The 16,530-nt window shown below is 68.3% G+C and carries 13 protein-coding genes; 9 read left to right on the top strand and 4 right to left on the bottom strand.

Translation table 11 applies throughout. The annotated features are described in order from the left end of the window. Positions 1–102: 102 nt before the first annotated feature. On the bottom strand, positions 103–4,056 hold the full coding sequence (eccCa, locus tag AB0D12_RS25910; RefSeq protein ID WP_362687398.1) for a type VII secretion protein EccCa: 3,954 nt from the start codon (positions 4,054–4,056) through the stop codon (positions 103–105). Between the two features lie 194 nt (positions 4,057–4,250). Between eccCa and eccD the strand changes: the two genes are divergently transcribed. The 6 genes from eccD to AB0D12_RS25880 all read left to right on the top strand — a co-directional run bounded on the left by eccD (position 4,251) and on the right by AB0D12_RS25880 (position 11,344). Then, positions 4,251–5,726 (top strand): type VII secretion integral membrane protein EccD, encoded by a 1,476-nt coding sequence (gene eccD / locus AB0D12_RS25905; protein WP_362687395.1) that lies wholly within the window; start codon positions 4,251–4,253, stop codon positions 5,724–5,726. Between the two features lie 213 nt (positions 5,727–5,939). Then, positions 5,940–6,230, top strand: coding sequence for a 30S ribosomal protein S15 (gene rpsO / locus AB0D12_RS25900; protein WP_093600212.1), 291 nt, complete (start codon positions 5,940–5,942; stop codon positions 6,228–6,230). Between the two features lie 266 nt (positions 6,231–6,496). Further along, entirely contained in the window at positions 6,497–8,713 is a 2,217-nt protein-coding gene (locus AB0D12_RS25895) for a polyribonucleotide nucleotidyltransferase (RefSeq protein WP_362687392.1), read from the top strand. After that, positions 8,710–10,089: a pitrilysin family protein gene (locus tag AB0D12_RS25890; protein ID WP_362687389.1), complete on the top strand. Its 1,380-nt coding sequence runs from the start codon at positions 8,710–8,712 to the stop codon at positions 10,087–10,089. Before AB0D12_RS25895 ends, AB0D12_RS25890 begins: the two co-directional genes overlap by 4 nt. A 17-nt stretch (positions 10,090–10,106) precedes the next feature. After that, positions 10,107–10,859, top strand: a complete 753-nt coding sequence (dapB, locus tag AB0D12_RS25885; RefSeq protein WP_362687386.1) for a 4-hydroxy-tetrahydrodipicolinate reductase — start codon at positions 10,107–10,109, stop codon at positions 10,857–10,859. A 5-nt stretch (positions 10,860–10,864) separates the two neighbouring features. Continuing rightward, positions 10,865–11,344, top strand: a complete 480-nt coding sequence (locus tag AB0D12_RS25880; RefSeq protein WP_362687383.1) for a hypothetical protein — start codon at positions 10,865–10,867, stop codon at positions 11,342–11,344. Positions 11,345–11,438: 94 nt separating this feature from the next. Here AB0D12_RS25880 and AB0D12_RS25875 read toward each other — a convergent pair whose 3' ends face one another. Both AB0D12_RS25875 and AB0D12_RS25870 read right to left on the bottom strand, forming a co-directional pair. Next, on the bottom strand, positions 11,439–11,996 hold the full coding sequence (locus AB0D12_RS25875) for a hypothetical protein (RefSeq protein WP_362687380.1): 558 nt from the start codon (positions 11,994–11,996) through the stop codon (positions 11,439–11,441). A gap of 95 nt (positions 11,997–12,091) precedes the next feature. Further along, on the bottom strand, positions 12,092–12,331 hold the full coding sequence (locus AB0D12_RS25870; RefSeq protein WP_362687377.1) for a hypothetical protein: 240 nt from the start codon (positions 12,329–12,331) through the stop codon (positions 12,092–12,094). A gap of 164 nt (positions 12,332–12,495) precedes the next feature. On the opposite strand from AB0D12_RS25870, the gene thyX reads away from it, so the two are divergent. The 3 genes from thyX to AB0D12_RS25855 all read left to right on the top strand — a co-directional run bounded on the left by thyX (position 12,496) and on the right by AB0D12_RS25855 (position 16,144). Beyond that, positions 12,496–13,236 carry an FAD-dependent thymidylate synthase gene (thyX, locus tag AB0D12_RS25865; RefSeq protein WP_327326431.1) on the top strand — a complete coding sequence of 247 codons (741 nt, stop codon included), beginning with the start codon at positions 12,496–12,498 and terminating at the stop codon, positions 13,234–13,236. A 190-nt stretch (positions 13,237–13,426) separates the two neighbouring features. Further along, the gene (dapA, locus tag AB0D12_RS25860; RefSeq protein ID WP_362687374.1) at positions 13,427–14,326 is read left to right on the top strand and encodes a 4-hydroxy-tetrahydrodipicolinate synthase; all 900 of its coding nucleotides are present in this window, start codon (positions 13,427–13,429) and stop codon (positions 14,324–14,326) included. 132 nt (positions 14,327–14,458) lie between these two features. Beyond that, positions 14,459–16,144 carry a ribonuclease J gene (locus tag AB0D12_RS25855; protein ID WP_362687372.1) on the top strand — a complete coding sequence of 562 codons (1,686 nt, stop codon included), beginning with the start codon at positions 14,459–14,461 and terminating at the stop codon, positions 16,142–16,144. A gap of 196 nt (positions 16,145–16,340) precedes the next feature. Here AB0D12_RS25855 and AB0D12_RS25850 read toward each other — a convergent pair. Next, positions 16,341–16,530 (bottom strand): hypothetical protein (locus AB0D12_RS25850; protein ID WP_362687370.1); only part of this gene is annotated, 190 nt, incomplete at its 5' end.

The raw sequence follows: 16,530 nt of genomic DNA, 5'->3' as shown, positions 1-16,530 counted from the left end.
TGCGATGAACGAGGTGCGCAACCACACTACTTGGTGCGTCCCGGCAGCCTTGACGGCTGCCGGGACGTGTGCCGGCACGTGCCGGACGTGTGCCTCGACGGACTACTGATCCGGCAGCCAGCCCACCTGGACCAGCGGTGCGCCCCGCTTGCGGGACACGAAAGTGCCACGTCCCGGCGGCATCGGACGCGCCCGGACATTGCCGAGGATGTCTCCCTCGCCCGGGTCGCCGGAGAGGATGACGCCCTGCGCGCCCAGCTCCTTGATCCGCTGCATGAACGACTCGTACATCGCCCGTGAAGCTCCGGCCGCACTGCGCGCGATGATGAAGCGGATGCCGACATCACGCGCGAACGGCAGATTGTCCACCAGTACCGACAGCGGATTGCCGGAGTTGGTGGCGACCAGCTCGTAGTCGTCGATGAGGACGAAGAGCTGCGGCCCGGTCCACCAACTGCGGTCGCGCAGCTGCTGCGGTGTGATGTCCGGCTTCGGCGCGCGCTTGCCCATCACCGTGTTGATGGCGTCCATGTGCATTTCCATCGCGGACGTCATCGGCGCGTACTCCAGCAGATGGGAGGCCGGTACGGCCTCCAGCATCGTGCGCCGGTAGTCGCCGACCACGATCCGCGCCTGCTCCGGGGTGTAGCGCTCGGAGATCTGCTTGGCGATCAGCCGCAGCAGCGCCGTCTTCCCGGACTCGCTCTCGCCGAAGATCAGGAAGAACGGGTCGCTCTCGAAGTCGACGAACACCGGCTCCAGGTTTGTCTCGTCGATGCCGATCGCGATGCCGTGCTGCGGATACTCGAAGCCCTTGGGCAGCTGCTCGGCGGGCAGCCGGCGCGGCAGCAGCCGGACGGTCGGCGCCGCAGGCCCAGCCCAGTTCCCCTTGACCGCCTGCACAAAGGCAGCCGTGCCCTCCGACAGATCGCCGGAGCTGCTGATCGAGTCGATACGAGGCAGAGCCGTCATGAAGTGCAGCTTCTCCGGGACCTGGCCACGGCCCGGCACGCCGGACGGGACGTTCGCCGCGACCTTGCGGTCGAACTCCGAGTCCATGACGTCACCGAGCCGCAGCTCCAGCCGCCCCAGCATCTGGTCCTTCAGCGCCGCACGTACCTCCATGTAGCGGGCGGCGGTGATGATGACATGGATGCCGTAGCCCAGGCCGCGCGCCGTGAGGTCGGCGACGACCGGCTCCAGCATCTCGTAGTCGTTCTTGAAACCGCCCCAGCCGTCGATGACCAGGAAGACATCCCCCCAGGCCTCGCCGGGCAGCTCGCCGGCGGCGCGCCTGCGCCGGTAGGTGGCGATGGAGTCGATGTTGTTGGCGCGGAAGAACTCCTCACGCCGGTTGAGTACGCCCATCACCTCGGCGACCGCACGGCGCACCCGCTCAGGGTCGAGCCGCGAGGCGATACCGCCGACATGCGGCAGGTCGGAGAGTGAGGACAGGCCGCCACCGCCGAAGTCGAGCGCGTAGAACTGCACTTCGGCCGGGGTGTGGGTGAGCGCGAACGACGAGATCAGCGTCCGCATCAGCGTCGACTTGCCGGACTGCGGACCGCCGACGACCATCATGTGGCCCGCCGCTCCGGAGAAGTCCCGGTACAGCACCTCACGGCGCTGCTCGAAGGGCTTGTCGATCAGGCCGAGCGGGACGGTGAGACCGCCCGGACGCGTGTACTCGGTCGCGGTGAGACCGCGGTCCGCGGTCGGCGCCAGACCGGGCAGCAGCTGGTCCAGCGTGGGCGCCTGGTCCAGCGGCGGCAGCCACACCTGGTGGGCGGGCACACCCTGACCCTCCAGCTTGCGCACGATCACATCCAGCACCGTGTCGGCGAGCGCCTCGTCCTCGGCGGCGTTGGCGGCGGCCAACGCGGCGGGATCGGGTGCCGCGTACACCACCGGCACCGGAGTCGCGGTGAAGACCACGGGCCGTCGCTCGATGGGCAGCTGGCCCACCGACAGATCCGGACCACTGGTGCGGTACGTGCCGGAGACGTACGCCGCCTTGAAGCGGGTCATCTCGTCCGTACCGAACTTCAGATAGCCGGAACCCGGCACCGACGGCAGGTGGTACGCGTCGGGCACACCCAGCGCCGTGCGCGACTCGGCCGCCGAGAAGGTCCGCAGACCGATCCGGTACGAGAGATAGGTGTCGAGGCCGCGCAGCTTGCCCTCCTCCAGGCGTTGCGAGGCCAGCAGCAGATGCACACCCAGCGAACGGCCGATACGGCCGATCTGGATGAACATGTCGATGAAGTCGGGCTTGGCGGTGAGGAGTTCGGAGAACTCGTCGATGACGAGGACGAGCGAGGCCAGCGGCTCCAGTGGGGCTCCCGCCGCGCGCGCCTTCTCGTAGTCGTGGATGTTGGCGTAGTTGCCCGCCGAGCGCAGCAGCTCCTGCCGGCGCTGCAGCTCACCGCGGATCGCGTCACCCATGCGGTCGACCAGCGTGAGGTCGTCCGCCAGGTTGGTGATCACGGCCGCGACATGCGGCATCTGCGACATTCCGGTGAAGGTCGCACCACCCTTGAAGTCCGCGAGGACGAAGTTCAGCGTCTCCGACGTATGCGTGACCGCGAGGCCGAGAACCAGGGTGCGCAGCAGCTCCGACTTACCGGAACCGGTGGCGCCGATGCACAGACCGTGCGGGCCCATGCCCTCCTGTGCGGCCTCCTTGAGGTCCAGCATCACCGGCTGGCCGTCCTCACCGACACCGATCGGCACCCGCAGCCGCTCGGCGACCGACCGCGGCCGCCAGGTTCGGGCCACGTCTATGGACCCGGCGTCCCCCAGGTTCAGCAGATCGGTGAAGTCCAGGTTGGCGAGCAGAGGTTCGTCGTCGTCGCCACCGCCCATCCGCAGCGGCGCGAGCTGACGTGAGAGCGCCTCGGCGGCCGGCAGCGAAATCCCGTCAGGCACACCCTCGTACGCCACCCGTGAACCGGACTCGAGACGCAGCCGCCCCGGCCGTACGACCACCGAAAGACCGCCGCGCGGCTCGTCCAGATCGCCGGAGACGACCTCGACGATGGTCACGCCCTGCAGGCCCTCGGCCGCCGCGAACAGCGAGTCCGGCGGCACCATCCCGCCGTCCAGTACGACGACGATATGCGGCTGGTCCAGGACCGGCTGGTTCTCCCGGCTGAACCGCGGCCGCCCGTCGAGGCGGCTGTGGAGCAGCTGCTCCAGCTCACCGAGGTCGTCGCCGAACAGCCGCTTCGTACCGGCGCCGTCCACCTGACCGGGCACCTGCGTATGCGGCAGCCACTTCGTCCAGTCCCAGCGCGGGACGGCTCCCGGCGCAGCCACCACCACGACCATCAGGTCCTCGGGGGAGTGCAGCGTCACCAGCTGGGAGACCAGCGCCCGCGCCGCGGACTGCGCCGACTCCGGCTCACCGGAGACCGTCACGTGGTAGAAGGCGCGGATCGAGACTGCCATCGGCAGCCCGTCCAACGAGCCGTGCACCGCGAGGAACTGCTGCATCGCACCGGCCGAGAGCGGCTCCAGCTCGTCCACCGGCGCGGTGTCCGGCGCTACGAGCGGCGTGGCCAGCTGCTGCGCGCCGAGACCGATGCGCACCTGCCCGAAGTCGTTGTCGCCCACACGCCGTTCCCAGACCCGCGAGCCCTCGGCCACCACGGACCAAAGCTGCTCGGGGGAGGGGTGCAGATAGAGCTGGGCATCGCGCTGCTTGCGCGCGGTCTTGCGCACCGTACGCCGGGTCTGTGCGAGGTATTTGAGGTAGTCGCGGCGGACATCTGCCATTTGCCCCTGCGTACCCTTGCGGAACCTGACGATCTGGGCGACGACCATCCCGACGGTCGAGACCAGCATCATCACGCCCATGATGCGCATGAACGGAGGCGCCTGCGGCGAGAAGAAGAAGACCACCGAAGAGCCCATGCCGAGGACCGGCAGGATCTGCATCAGCATGCCCTCCTGCTGACCCCGCGGCAGCTCCGGAGGTGCCTCCAGAGCCAGCTCCTCCGTGGGCACTTCAGGCGGCAGCGACCTCGGCGGGCGTTTCACGACGATCTGGCTCACCGGAGCATCAATCCCTCGATACGGACGGAAGACGGACGGGCTGATTCCGCGCCGGCGCCCCCGTGACTGCCTTTGCTGCGGACTTCCCTCCGCGCGACGGTGATCCTACTTGCAGGCCCCTGCCCCGTGTCCCGGTAGGGTGTCGCGCGCACCGTGCGCAACCGCGAATCAGGGCGAACCAGGGGGTCCAGACAGTGAGTACGACCGCAGCGACCGGCTTCTGCCGCGTCACCGTCGTGGCGCCGGACAGCCGAATCGATGTTGCCCTCCCGGAGGACATCGCCGTCGCCGACGTCTACCCGGAAATCCTGCGTCTGACCGGCCAGACGCAGTCCCCGGGCGCCCCGACCGGCTACCACTTGGTACGCCGCGACGGCACCGTACTCGAGGGCGCCCGCTCACTCAGCGCCCAACAGGTGCTGGACGGCGAGGTCTTGAGCCTGCGTCCCTTCGCCGAGTCACTGCCGCCCGCCGTCTTCGACGATGTCTCCGACGCCGTCGCCTCCGCGGTCACCCGCGACCGCCATCTGTGGAGCGACGACCTGCTGCGCGGTGCCGGCCTGGTCGGCGGTGTCCTGCTGCTCGTCCTGATGGGCTTCGTGCTCTGGTTCGCCGACCCGGTCCGCCACGACATGCACAGCCTGCCGGGCATCATCGCGGGCGCGGGCGGTCTGCTGCTCACCGCCTTCGCGGGCGTACGGGCCAGGGTGTACTCGGACCGCGCCACCGCCGTCGCTCTCGGACTCGGCGCGCTGCCGCTGCTGCTCATCGCGGGCTCCGGAATCATCGGTCCGGACGCCGGTGCCGGCCCCGGCCGGCTGCAGTTCCTGCTCGGCTGCGTCACCGTGCTGGTCGCCTCGGTCGCCCTGGTCGCGCTCACCCCCAGCGGCGACGCCCCCTTCGTGGCGGCCACCTTCCTGGGAGCCACCGGCACCCTCGCGACGTTCCTGATGATCCTCACCAAGGCCTCCGCCACCGAGACGGCGGCCGTCGTCGCCCCGGTCGCCATCGGCCTCGTCGCCTTTCTGCCCGGCCTCTCCGCCCGCTTCGCCCGGCTGCCCATCGGCTACGCATCCCCGCGCAGCGCAGCCGAGGGCTACGACGACTCCTTCGCCGACCCCAACGAGACGCCCGAGGCCCAGCCCGTCGACGCCGAGCGGATCGCAGCCCAGGCGCGCCGCGGCCACGAGATGCTGCTCGGCCTGGTCGGCGGCTGCGCCGCTGTCGTCGTCGGCTGCGCCGCCGTACTCGGCTTCTCCAACAGCATCTGGGGTCAGTTCCTCGCGCTGGCCGCCGGCCTCGCGATGCTGCTGCGCGCCCGGCTCTTCCGCTACACCTCGCAGGTCGCCTGCACCCTGGTGGCGGGCATCGCCGCGATCGCGCTGCTGGTCCTCGGCCTCTCCCTGAACCCGCCCGTCGACCTGGTCAAGGACCTCCTGATGTACGGGGACCGCGGCGGCCTGGACATCCGTACGATCTGGCTCACCGCTGCCGTCGCCGCCGGCGCGGCCGTGATCACCGCGATCGGCCTGGTCATCCCGAGGAAGGGCCTCTCGCCCTTCTGGGGCCGGCTGCTCGACCTCACCGAGAGTCTGGTGCTGCTCTCGCTGGTCCCGCTCTGCCTGGCCGTACTCGACATCTACAGCGCGGCCCGCTCGCTGACCAGCTAGGAGCACCCGCCGGAGGCGGCGGTGGCACTCGCCAGAGGCGCCGCCGCGGGCTGGTACGCTGTGTGACGGCCGTTTGTGTACGCGACCTCCGGAGCTTCCAGGAAACTCTGCGGTCTGCGCTCATCGGACCTTCGCCTCCGAGTCACGGAAGCTCCCCTGAGATCAAGACCAGGGGCACTCGTGGGCGCATCGAACATCAAAGAGGAGTACCGAGTGTCTCTCGACGCCGCTACGAAGAAGCAGATCATGACCGAGTTCGGCACCAAGGAGGGCGACACCGGCTCCCCCGAGGTCCAGGTGGCGATGCTCTCCCGCCGTATCTCGGACCTGACCGAGCACCTCAAGACGCACAAGCACGACCACCACTCCCGCCGTGGTCTGCTGATCCTGGTCGGCCAGCGCCGCCGTCTGCTGCAGTACCTGGCCAAGAAGGACATCCAGCGCTTCCGTGCGCTCGTCGACCGCCTCGGCATCCGCCGTGGTGCGGCCGGCGGCGCCAAGTAAGACGTTGGTGGAGGGAGCGGTTCCCACTCTTAGGGGGCCGCTCCCTTTGCTGTACGTGCGCTACGTACCGGACGCCAATTAGTCTGGATCGCGTAGAGCAAAACTGAACGAGCGAGAAGCCGTCTCCCCGCCGCCGGTCCTCGGTAGTGGCCCCCGGAGAACAACACCCCGGGTGCTTCGATCGAAGACCGGCCCGCAGAACGAGAGCTTCTCCGCCACGTCCTCCGCCACACGGGCGAGGGGACGAAGACGAGGAGAAAACGCTAGTGGAGAACGAGACCCACTACGCCGAGGCCGTTATCGACAACGGAACCTTCGGCACCCGCACCATCCGCTTCGAGACGGGCCGCCTGGCCAAGCAGGCCGCCGGTTCCGCCGTGGCGTACCTGGACGACGACACCATGGTGCTGTCGGCCACCACCGCTTCCAAGAAGCCCAAGGACCAGCTCGACTTCTTCCCCCTGACGGTGGACGTCGAGGAGCGGATGTACGCAGCCGGCAAGATTCCCGGCTCCTTCTTCCGTCGTGAGGGCCGGCCCTCCGAGGACGCGATCCTCACCTGCCGCCTGATCGACCGCCCGCTGCGCCCCTCCTTCAGGAAGGGCCTGCGCAACGAGATCCAGATCGTCGAGACGATCATGGCGCTCAACCCCGACCACCTGTACGACGTGGTCGCGATCAACGCCGCCTCCTGCTCCACGCAGCTGGCCGGCCTGCCCTTCTCCGGCCCGATCGGCGGCACCCGTGTCGCCCTGATCAAGGGCCAGTGGGTCGCCTTCCCGACGCACACCGAGCTCGAGGACGCCGTCTTCGACATGGTGGTCGCCGGTCGCGTCCTCGAGGACGGCGACGTCGCGATCATGATGGTCGAGGCCGAGGCCACCGAGAAGACCATCGAGCTCGTCAAGGGCGGCGCCGAGGCGCCGACCGAGGAGATCGTCGCCGCTGGTCTCGAGGCCGCGAAGCCCTTCATCAAGGCGCTGTGCAAGGCCCAGTCGGACCTCGCCGCCAAGGCAGCCAAGCCCACCGGCGAGTTCCCGGTCTTCCTCGACTACCAGGACGACGTCCTGGAGGCGCTGACCGCCGCCGTCAAGGGCGAGCTCACGCAGGCGCTCACCATCGCCGGCAAGCAGGAGCGCGAGGCCGAGCTCGACCGCATCAAGGAGATCGCCGCCGAGAAGCTGCTCCCGCAGTTCGAGGGCCGCGAGAAGGAGATCTCCGGTGCCTACCGGGCGCTGACCAAGAAGCTGGTCCGCGAGCGCGTCATCAAGGACAAGGTCCGTATCGACGGCCGTGGCGTCACGGACATCCGTACGCTGGCCGCCGAGGTCGAGGCCATCCCGCGCGTGCACGGCTCGGCGCTGTTCGAGCGTGGCGAGACCCAGATCCTGGGCGTCACCACCCTCAACATGCTCCGTATGGAGCAGCAGCTGGACACCCTTTCCCCGGTGACCCGCAAGCGCTACATGCACAACTACAACTTCCCGCCGTACTCCGTCGGTGAGACCGGCCGCGTCGGTTCGCCGAAGCGCCGCGAGATCGGCCACGGTGCGCTCGCCGAGCGCGCCATCGTGCCGGTGCTGCCGACGCGCGAGGAGTTCCCGTACGCCATCCGCCAGGTCTCCGAGGCGCTGGGCTCCAACGGCTCGACGTCCATGGGCTCGGTCTGCGCCTCCACCATGTCGCTGCTGAACGCCGGTGTGCCGCTCAAGGCCCCCGTCGCCGGTATCGCCATGGGCCTGATCTCCGAGGAGATCGACGGCAAGACCCACTACGTCGCCCTCACCGACATCCTCGGTGCGGAGGACGCCTTCGGTGACATGGACTTCAAGGTCGCCGGTACGAAGACCTTCGTCACCGCGCTTCAGCTCGACACCAAGCTCGACGGCATCCCCGCCTCGGTCCTGGCCGCCGCGCTGAAGCAGGCCCGCGACGCCCGCCTCCACATCCTCGATGTGATGAACGAGGCCATCGACGTCCCGGACGAGATGTCCCCGAACGCCCCGCGGATCATCACCGTCAAGATCCCGGTGGACAAGATCGGTGAGGTTATCGGCCCCAAGGGCAAGATGATCAACCAGATCCAGGAGGACACCGGCGCCGACATCACGATCGAGGACGACGGCACCATCTACATCGGTGCCCAGCAGGGCTCGCAGGCCGAGGCCGCCCGCGCCACGATCAACTCGATCGCCAACCCGACCATGCCGGAGGTCGGCGAGCGCTACCTGGGTACGGTCGTCAAGACCACCACCTTCGGTGCCTTCGTCTCGCTGATGCCCGGCAAGGACGGTCTGCTGCACATCTCGCAGATCCGCAAGCTCGCCGGTGGCAAGCGCGTGGAGAACGTCGAGGACGTGGTCGCGGTCGGCTCCAAGGTCCAGGTCGAGATCGCTGAGATCGACTCCCGCGGCAAGCTCTCCCTGATCCCCGTGATCGAGGGCGAGGACGCCGAAGACAAGAAGGACGACACCGACAAGTGACGTCGCGTAGTTCCACGACGACGGCCCGCACCTCCTCGGAGGCGCGGGCCGTCGCCCGTACCCAAACGCTTCTCAAGGGCGAGCACGGCATCGGCACGGTCCGCCGCACCGTCCTCCCCGGCGGCCTGCGCGTCGTCACCGAGACCCTGCCATCCGTACGCTCCGCCACCTTCGGGATCTGGGCGAACGTCGGCTCCCGAGACGAGACGCCGTCGCTGGGCGGCGCCACGCACTACCTCGAGCACCTCCTCTTCAAGGGCACGCACAAGCGCTCCGCCCTCGACATCTCCTCGGCGATCGACGCGGTCGGCGGCGAGATGAACGCCTTCACGGCGAAGGAGTACACCTGCTACTACGCACGGGTGCTCGACACCGACCTGCCGCTCGCCATTGACGTGGTCTGCGACATGCTCACCGGCTCGCTGATCCAGCAGGAGGACGTCGACGCCGAGCGCGGTGTCATCCTCGAGGAGATCGCGATGACCGAGGACGACCCGGGCGACTGTGTGCACGACCTGTTCGCGCACACCATGTTCGGAGACACGCCTCTCGGCCGCCCGGTCCTCGGCACGGTCGACACCGTCAACGCGCTCACCGCGGACCGCGTCCGCCGCTTCTACAAGAAGCACTACGACCCGACCCATCTGGTCGTAGCCGCCGCGGGCAACATCGACCACGCCACGGTCGTACGCCAGGTCCGTCAGGCCTTCGAGAAGGCCGGCGCCCTGTCCCGTACGGACGCGGCCCCGACCCCGCCCCGCGACGGACACCGCTCCCTGCGCACGGCCGGCCGCGTCGAACTGCTCAACCGCAAGACCGAGCAGGCCCATGTGGTCCTCGGCATGCCGGGTCTGGCCCGCACCGACGAGCGCCGCTGGGCGCTGGGTGTAGTGAACACGGCTCTCGGCGGCGGCATGTCGTCCCGCCTCTTCCAAGAGGTACGGGAGAAGCGCGGCCTCGCCTACAGCGTGTACTCGTACACCTCGGGCTTCGCCGACACCGGCCTCTTCGGCGTCTACGCAGGCTGCCGGCCCAGCCAGGTCCACGACGTCCTCAAGATCTGCCGCGATGAGCTCGACCGCGTCGCATCGGACGGTCTGTCGGACGAGGAGATCGGCCGCGCCGTCGGCCAGCTCTCCGGCTCGACAGTGCTGGGCCTCGAGGACACGGGCGCGCTGATGAACCGTATCGGCAAGAGCGAGCTGTGCTGGGGCTCGCAGATGTCGGTCGACGACATGCTCGCGCGGATAGCCGCCGTCACCCCTGACGAGGTGCGCGCGGTGGCCGGCGAGGTCCTGGGACAGCGCCCGTCGTTGTCGGTGATCGGCCCGCTCAAGGACAAGCAGGCGGACCGACTCCACGAAGCGGTCTCCTAACCGTAAGGAAGAGAGCAATGAGCAAGCTGCGCGTGGCCGTTCTCGGCGCCAAGGGCCGTATCGGCTCGGAGGCGGTACGAGCCGTCGAGGCCGCCGACGACATGGAACTGGTCGCGGCACTCGGCCGGGGCGACAAACTGGAAGCCCTGGTGGATTCCGACGCCCAGGTCGTGGTCGAACTGACCACGCCGGCCTCGGTGATGGGCAATCTCGACTTCTGCGTACGCCACGGCATTCACGCGGTGGTCGGCACCACCGGCTGGACCGACGAACGCCTCGCGCAGCTGAACACCTCGCTCGCCGCATCGCCAAGGACCGGCGTGCTCATCGCGCCGAACTTCTCCATCGGAGCGGTCCTCACCATGAAGTTCGCGCAGCAGGCGGCGCGTTACTTCGAGTCCGTCGAGGTTGTCGAGCTGCACCACCCGAACAAGGCCGACGCCCCCAGCGGCACCGCCACCCGCACCGCCCAGCTCATCGCGGCGGCCCGCGCCGAGGCGGGCTGCGCACCGCAGCCCGACGCGACCGTCACCGCGCTAAACGGCGCCCGCGGCGCGGACGTCGACGGCGTCCCCGTGCACGCCATCCGGCTGCGCGGACTCCTCGCCCACCAGGAAGTCCTGCTCGGCGGCGAGGGCGAGACGCTGACCATCCGGCACGATTCCCTGCATCACAGCAGCTTCATGCCGGGCATCCTGCTCGGCGTCCGCCGTGTGGTGTCCACCCCAGGCCTCACCTTCGGCCTGGAAAACTTCCTCGACCTCGGCTGACGGCCATGGGCGGAAAGATCACGTACTTCTTCCTCGCCACTGTGCTGGTCATCGTCTTCGGCGTGGTGGCGCTGGAGGGGGTGCTGCTCATGCTGACCGGTGAGCCGGCCGCCATGGGGATGGGCGCGGTGGCCTTCCTGCTGCCGTGCATCGGCGTCTGGTTCCTCCGGCACAACACGCGCTTCGCGCGCGACGCTCATCGGCTGGCCCGTGAGCTGGAGGCCGAAGGCGGCCTGCCGGTCGATGAGTCGAGGCACACGCCGGGCGGCCGTATCGACCGGGACTCCGCGGACGCCGTGTTCGCCGAGCGCCGCGCCGAGACCGAGGATTCACCGGACGACTGGCGCAGCTGGTTCCGCCTCGCCGTCGCCTACCACGATGCCCGTGACACCCCGCGCGCCCGCAAGGCGATGCAAAGGGCGATCGCGCTGCACGATCGCCCGGCCACGACAAGCCCCTCCACATCAAGCCCCTCCGGCGATTGAGGAGCGGGGGGTCCGGGGGGGCGGAGCCCCCGAAGCGGGTTCCAAGCGGGTTCCGGGGCGAAGCCCCGAAAGCTCCCGGACTCACCGCCCCCGGTCAGGCGCGGCGGTACTCCGCCCCCCACGCCTCGACCGTGTCCGCCGCCCGGTCAAACGCCTCGGCGCGCGACAGGAAGTCCGCGTTGTGGTCGGTGAGCAGCGGCAGCGGCTCGGCGCCCTGTCGTACGACGACGAGCGCCTGGCCCTGCACGGTGCGCGGCAGCCCGAGCCAGCGCACCGGCTGCTGCACGGTGCGTACCGCGGAAGCGCGGTTCCACGGCACCGTGGTGGTCGAAAGGAATCCCACGCGCCGTACCCCGTGCCGGCTGACCCAGGCACCCGCACGCAGCAGCCGCAGTGCGGCGGCGACCAGCGCGAGCCCCACGCCCAGACACAGTCCCGCCCCGGGCAGCGCAACCGCGAACGCGATGATCATCGCCGCGATGAGCACGAACGAGGCGAGCAGCAGCAACAAAGCCGCCGCCGCGACCCGCCAGGGGCCCGGACGGTACGGACGCCGCCAGTTGTCGTGATCGTCGAAGGGCAGCGCGATGTCGCCGGCGTTCTCGGCGTCTGTGCCAAATGCGCGGTCGGCTGTCAGAAAGGGCAGGGGCACGACTGATCCTCACTCACCAGCACACTCGATTGGGCTGTGCCTGGTGAGGCTACCGAGGACGCCCCTGACCGACCACTCCAGGGGGTCCGTACGGGTCAGCGGCTGTCGGATGCCTGGGACTGCTGCGAATGCCCCGCCGCACGGCCGGTTTCCAGCGAGGGAAGCCCGAAGAGCAGCGAGCCGACCAGTCCACAGGCGATGGTCAGCCCGAGCAGCGTACGGCCGGCGAGCTGCGAGACGCCGGGGCGTTCGCGGGGCGGGGGAGTGACGTTACTGCGGAAGCGATCGGCCTCGGCGACGAACGCGAAAGGGACGGCCTCTCGCCGGCGGAACATCAGGGCACTCTCCTTGACTGCTAATGACGGAACGCTGCTATCGGTACAGACGAGCGGAAGGCCACATCGGTGCCCGATTTCGCCGAAATAGCAGAAGATTGTCGATGCGCAAGGTGGTCTAGAGTGGGCGCCGCCCGAGCGAAGACGTTGGAAGGACCCTGTCGGTGACCGACACCCCCGCCGAGACCGCCACGCCCAGTTTCCGCAGCGATGTCACCGTTGAACTGGTGAAGCACACCGCCGGCGACTCCGACGTGCTGTGGGCCGCCCGAGTCTCCACGGCGGGCGAGCAGTCTCTGGAGGAGCTGCAGAGGGACCCGGAGCGCTCCAAGGGACTCATCAACTTCCTGATGCGGGACCGCCACGGCAGCCCCTTCGAGCACAACTCGATGACCTTCTTCATCAGCGCCCCGATCTTCGTCTTCCGTGAGTTCATGCGGCACCGCGTCGGCTGGTCGTACAACGAGGAGTCCGGCCGCTACCGCGAGCTGCAGCCGGTCTTCTACGTCCCGGGCGCGGACCGCAAGCTGGTCCAGGAGGGCCGCCCCGGCAAGTACGTCTTCGTCGAAGGCACATCGGAGCAGCAGAAGATCGTGACCGAGTCCATGGAGGACTCGTACCGCCGGTCGTACGAGACGTACCAGGAGATGCTGGCCGCGGGCGTCGCCCGCGAGGTCGCCCGTGCCGTCCTCCCGGTGGGCCTGTTCTCCTCCATGTACGCCACCTGCAACGCCCGCTCGCTGATGCACTTCCTCGGCCTGCGCACCCAGCACGAGCTGGCAGCGGTCCCGTCCTTCCCGCAGCGGGAGATCGAGATGGTCGGCGAGAAGATGGAAGCGCACTGGGCGAAGCTCATGCCGCTCACCTACGCAGCCTTCAACGCCAACGGCCGCGTCGCTCCGTAGGGCACAGATGTACGGCCAGCCCGATGAAGTGTCCGGATTGCGGCGTTTCGAGAACTTCATCTAGGCTGATCAAACGGACCCGGCACTGCTTGAACCCCCGAGCAGGCAGTGCCGGGCTCCGCTTGTCGGGTTGTACGTCACGTCCCCCCGAGGGGACACTGCGTACTGAGCAGCGAGTAGCGTGTTACCCATGGCTCCGATCTCCACTCCGCAGACCCCGTTCGGGCGGGTCCTCACCGCTATGGTCACGCCCTTCACGGCGGACGGCGCACTCGACCTTGCCGGCGCCCAGCGACTGGCCACCCATCTGGTGGACGCAGGCAACGACGGCCTGATCATCAACGGCACCACCGGTGAGTCGCCGACCACCAGCGACGCGGAGAAAGACCAGCTCGTACGGGCTGTACTGGAAGCGGTCGGAGACCGGGCCCATGTCGTGGCCGGCATCGGCACCAACGACACCCGCCACAGCATCGAGCTCGCCCGCACCGCCGAACGCTCCGGCGCGCACGGCCTGCTGGCTGTGACGCCGTACTACAACAAGCCTCCGCAGGAGGGCCTGTTCCGGCACTTCTCGGCCATCGCGGATGCCACGGAACTGCCCGTGATGCTCTACGACATCCCCGGCCGCAGCGGCGTCCCGATCGACACCGAAACTCTCGTGCGCCTTGCCGAGCACCCGCGTATTGTCGCCAACAAGGACGCCAAGGGTGACCTGGGCCGCGCCAGCTGGGCCATCGCCCGCAGCGGTCTCGCCTGGTACTCCGGCGACGACATGCTCAACCTCCCGCTGCTCTCGGTCGGCGCAATCGGCTTTGTCTCCGTCGTCGGCCATGTCGTCACCCCGGAGCTCCGCGCCCTCCTCGATGCCCACCTCACCGGTGACGTCCAGAAGGCCACCGAGATCCACCAGCAGTTGCTTCCGGTGTTCACGGGCATGTTCCGTACGCAGGGCGTCATCACCACCAAGGCGGCACTGGCCCTCCAGGGCCTCCCGGCCGGACCGCTCCGGCTCCCCCTGGTGGAGCTCTCCCCAGAGGAAACCGCGCAGCTCAAGATCGACCTCGCTGCCGGTGGGGTACAGCTCTAACACACAGACTTCACAACTGAATACGCAGAGAAACCCGACCGAAACGGTCGGTCCAAGACAACAGCAAGTGCACGAATGTCATGTACGCCACGTGCCTCAGCGGTACGTGGCGTGCGTGGTGAGGAGAGTCTTTTGAGTCATCCGCATCCTGAACTCGGCGCCCCGCCGCAGCTGCCCAAGGGCGGCCTGCGCGTCACCCCGCTCGGCGGCCTCGGCGAGATCGGCCGCAATATGACGGTCTTCGAGTACGACGGCCGGCTGCTGATCGTCGACTGCGGCGTCCTCTTCCCCGAGGAGGAGCAGCCTGGTATCGACCTGATCCTGCCGGACTTCACCACCATCCGGGACCGTCTCGACGACGTCGAGGGCATCGTGCTCACGCACGGCCACGAGGACCACATCGGCGGCGTCCCGTTCCTGCTCCGGCTGAAGCCCGACATCCCGCTGATCGGCTCCAAGCTGACCCTCGCCCTGATCGAGGCGAAGCTCCAGGAGCACCGCATCCGCCCGTACACCCTCGAGGTGACGGAGGGCCACCGCGAGCGCATCGGCCCGTTCGACTGCGAGTTCGTCGCGGTCAACCACTCCATCCCGGACGCGCTGGCCGTCGCCATCCGTACTCCTGCGGGCATGGTGGTCCACACCGGCGACTTCAAGATGGACCAGCTCCCGCTGGACCGCCGCCTCACGGACCTCCCGACCTTCGCCAAGCTGGGCGAAGAGGGCATCGACCTGCTGCTCTCGGACTCCACCAACGCCGAGGTCCCGGGCTTCGTCCCGCCCGAGCGGGACATCTCCAACGTCCTGCGGACGGTGTTCGCGAACGCCCAGAAGCGGATCATCGTGGCGAGCTTCGCCAGCCACGTCCACCGCATCCAGCAGATCCTCGACGCGGCCCATGAGTACGGACGCCGCGTGGCATTCGTCGGGCGCTCCATGGTCCGCAACATGGGCATCGCCCGTGACTTGGGATATCTGAAGGTTCCGGCCGGCCTCGTCGTCGACGTCAAGACACTCGACGACCTTCCGGACGACGAGGTCGTACTCGTCTGCACCGGCTCTCAGGGCGAGCCGATGGCGGCGCTCTCCCGGATGGCCAACCGCGACCACCAGATCCGCATCGTCCCTGGCGACACGGTGATCCTGGCGTCGTCCCTCATCCCAGGTAACGAGAACGCGGTCTACCGCGTGATCAACGGCTTGACCAGGTGGGGCGCGGACGTCATCCACAAGGGCAATGCCAAGGTCCATGTCTCGGGCCACGCTTCGGCCGGCGAGCTCCTGTACTTCTACAACATCTGCAAGCCGAAGAACCTGATGCCGGTCCACGGCGAATGGCGCCACCTCCGGGCCAATGCCGAACTCGGCGCACTGACGGGTGTGCCGAAGGACCGCATCGTCATCGCCGAGGACGGCGTCGTCGTCGACCTCGTCGACGGCAAGGCCAAGATCGTCGGCAAGGTCCAGGCGGGCTACGTGTATGTCGACGGCCTCTCGGTCGGCGATGTCACCGAGGCCTCTCTGAAGGACCGCCGCATTCTGGGAGACGAGGGCATCATCTCGGTCTTCATCGTGGTCGACAGCACCTCCGGCAAGATCGTCGGCGGCCCGCACATCCAGGCCCGGGGTTCCGGTATTGACGACTCGGTGTTCAGCGGCGTCGTGCCCAAGATCGAAGAGGCGCTCAACAAGTCCGCACAGGACGGCGTCGTAGAACCCCACCAGCTGCAGCAACTCGTCCGCCGCTCGGTGGGCAAGTGGGTCTCCGACACCTACCGCCGGCGCCCGATGATCCTCCCTGTCGTCGTCGAGGTCTGACGCGTCAACCACGGGGCGGGGCCCTCGATTTGCATCGGGGCGCCCCGCTCCAGTACGTTTACGTCTCCACCTGAACGGGAACCAAACGCACTTGTGCGCTCGGTTGCAGTCCCCGAACGGGGCGGGAATTCCGACTCGGAATCTCTGATAAAGTCGGATCAGCCGAAAGGCAAAAGGCCCCCAACGGCTACTGGAATCAAATTCCGAACCGGAAACGGAACGGAAAAGGATCTGGTAAAGTTGGAAACACGAAGGGAAGCGCCCGGAGGAAAGCCTCAGACAATGTTCTGTGGGTGAGTACAAAGGAAGCGTCCGTTCCTTGAGAACTCAACAGCGTGCCAAAAGTCAACGCCAGATATGTTGATACCCCGGCCTGTTTCGGCAGG

Origin of the sequence: Streptomyces sp. NPDC048479 (genome assembly GCF_040651435.1) — a bacterium.
In the GTDB taxonomy this organism is placed as follows: Bacteria; Actinomycetota; Actinomycetes; order Streptomycetales; family Streptomycetaceae; genus Streptomyces.
This window is presented reverse-complemented; position numbering and strand designations above follow the sequence as displayed.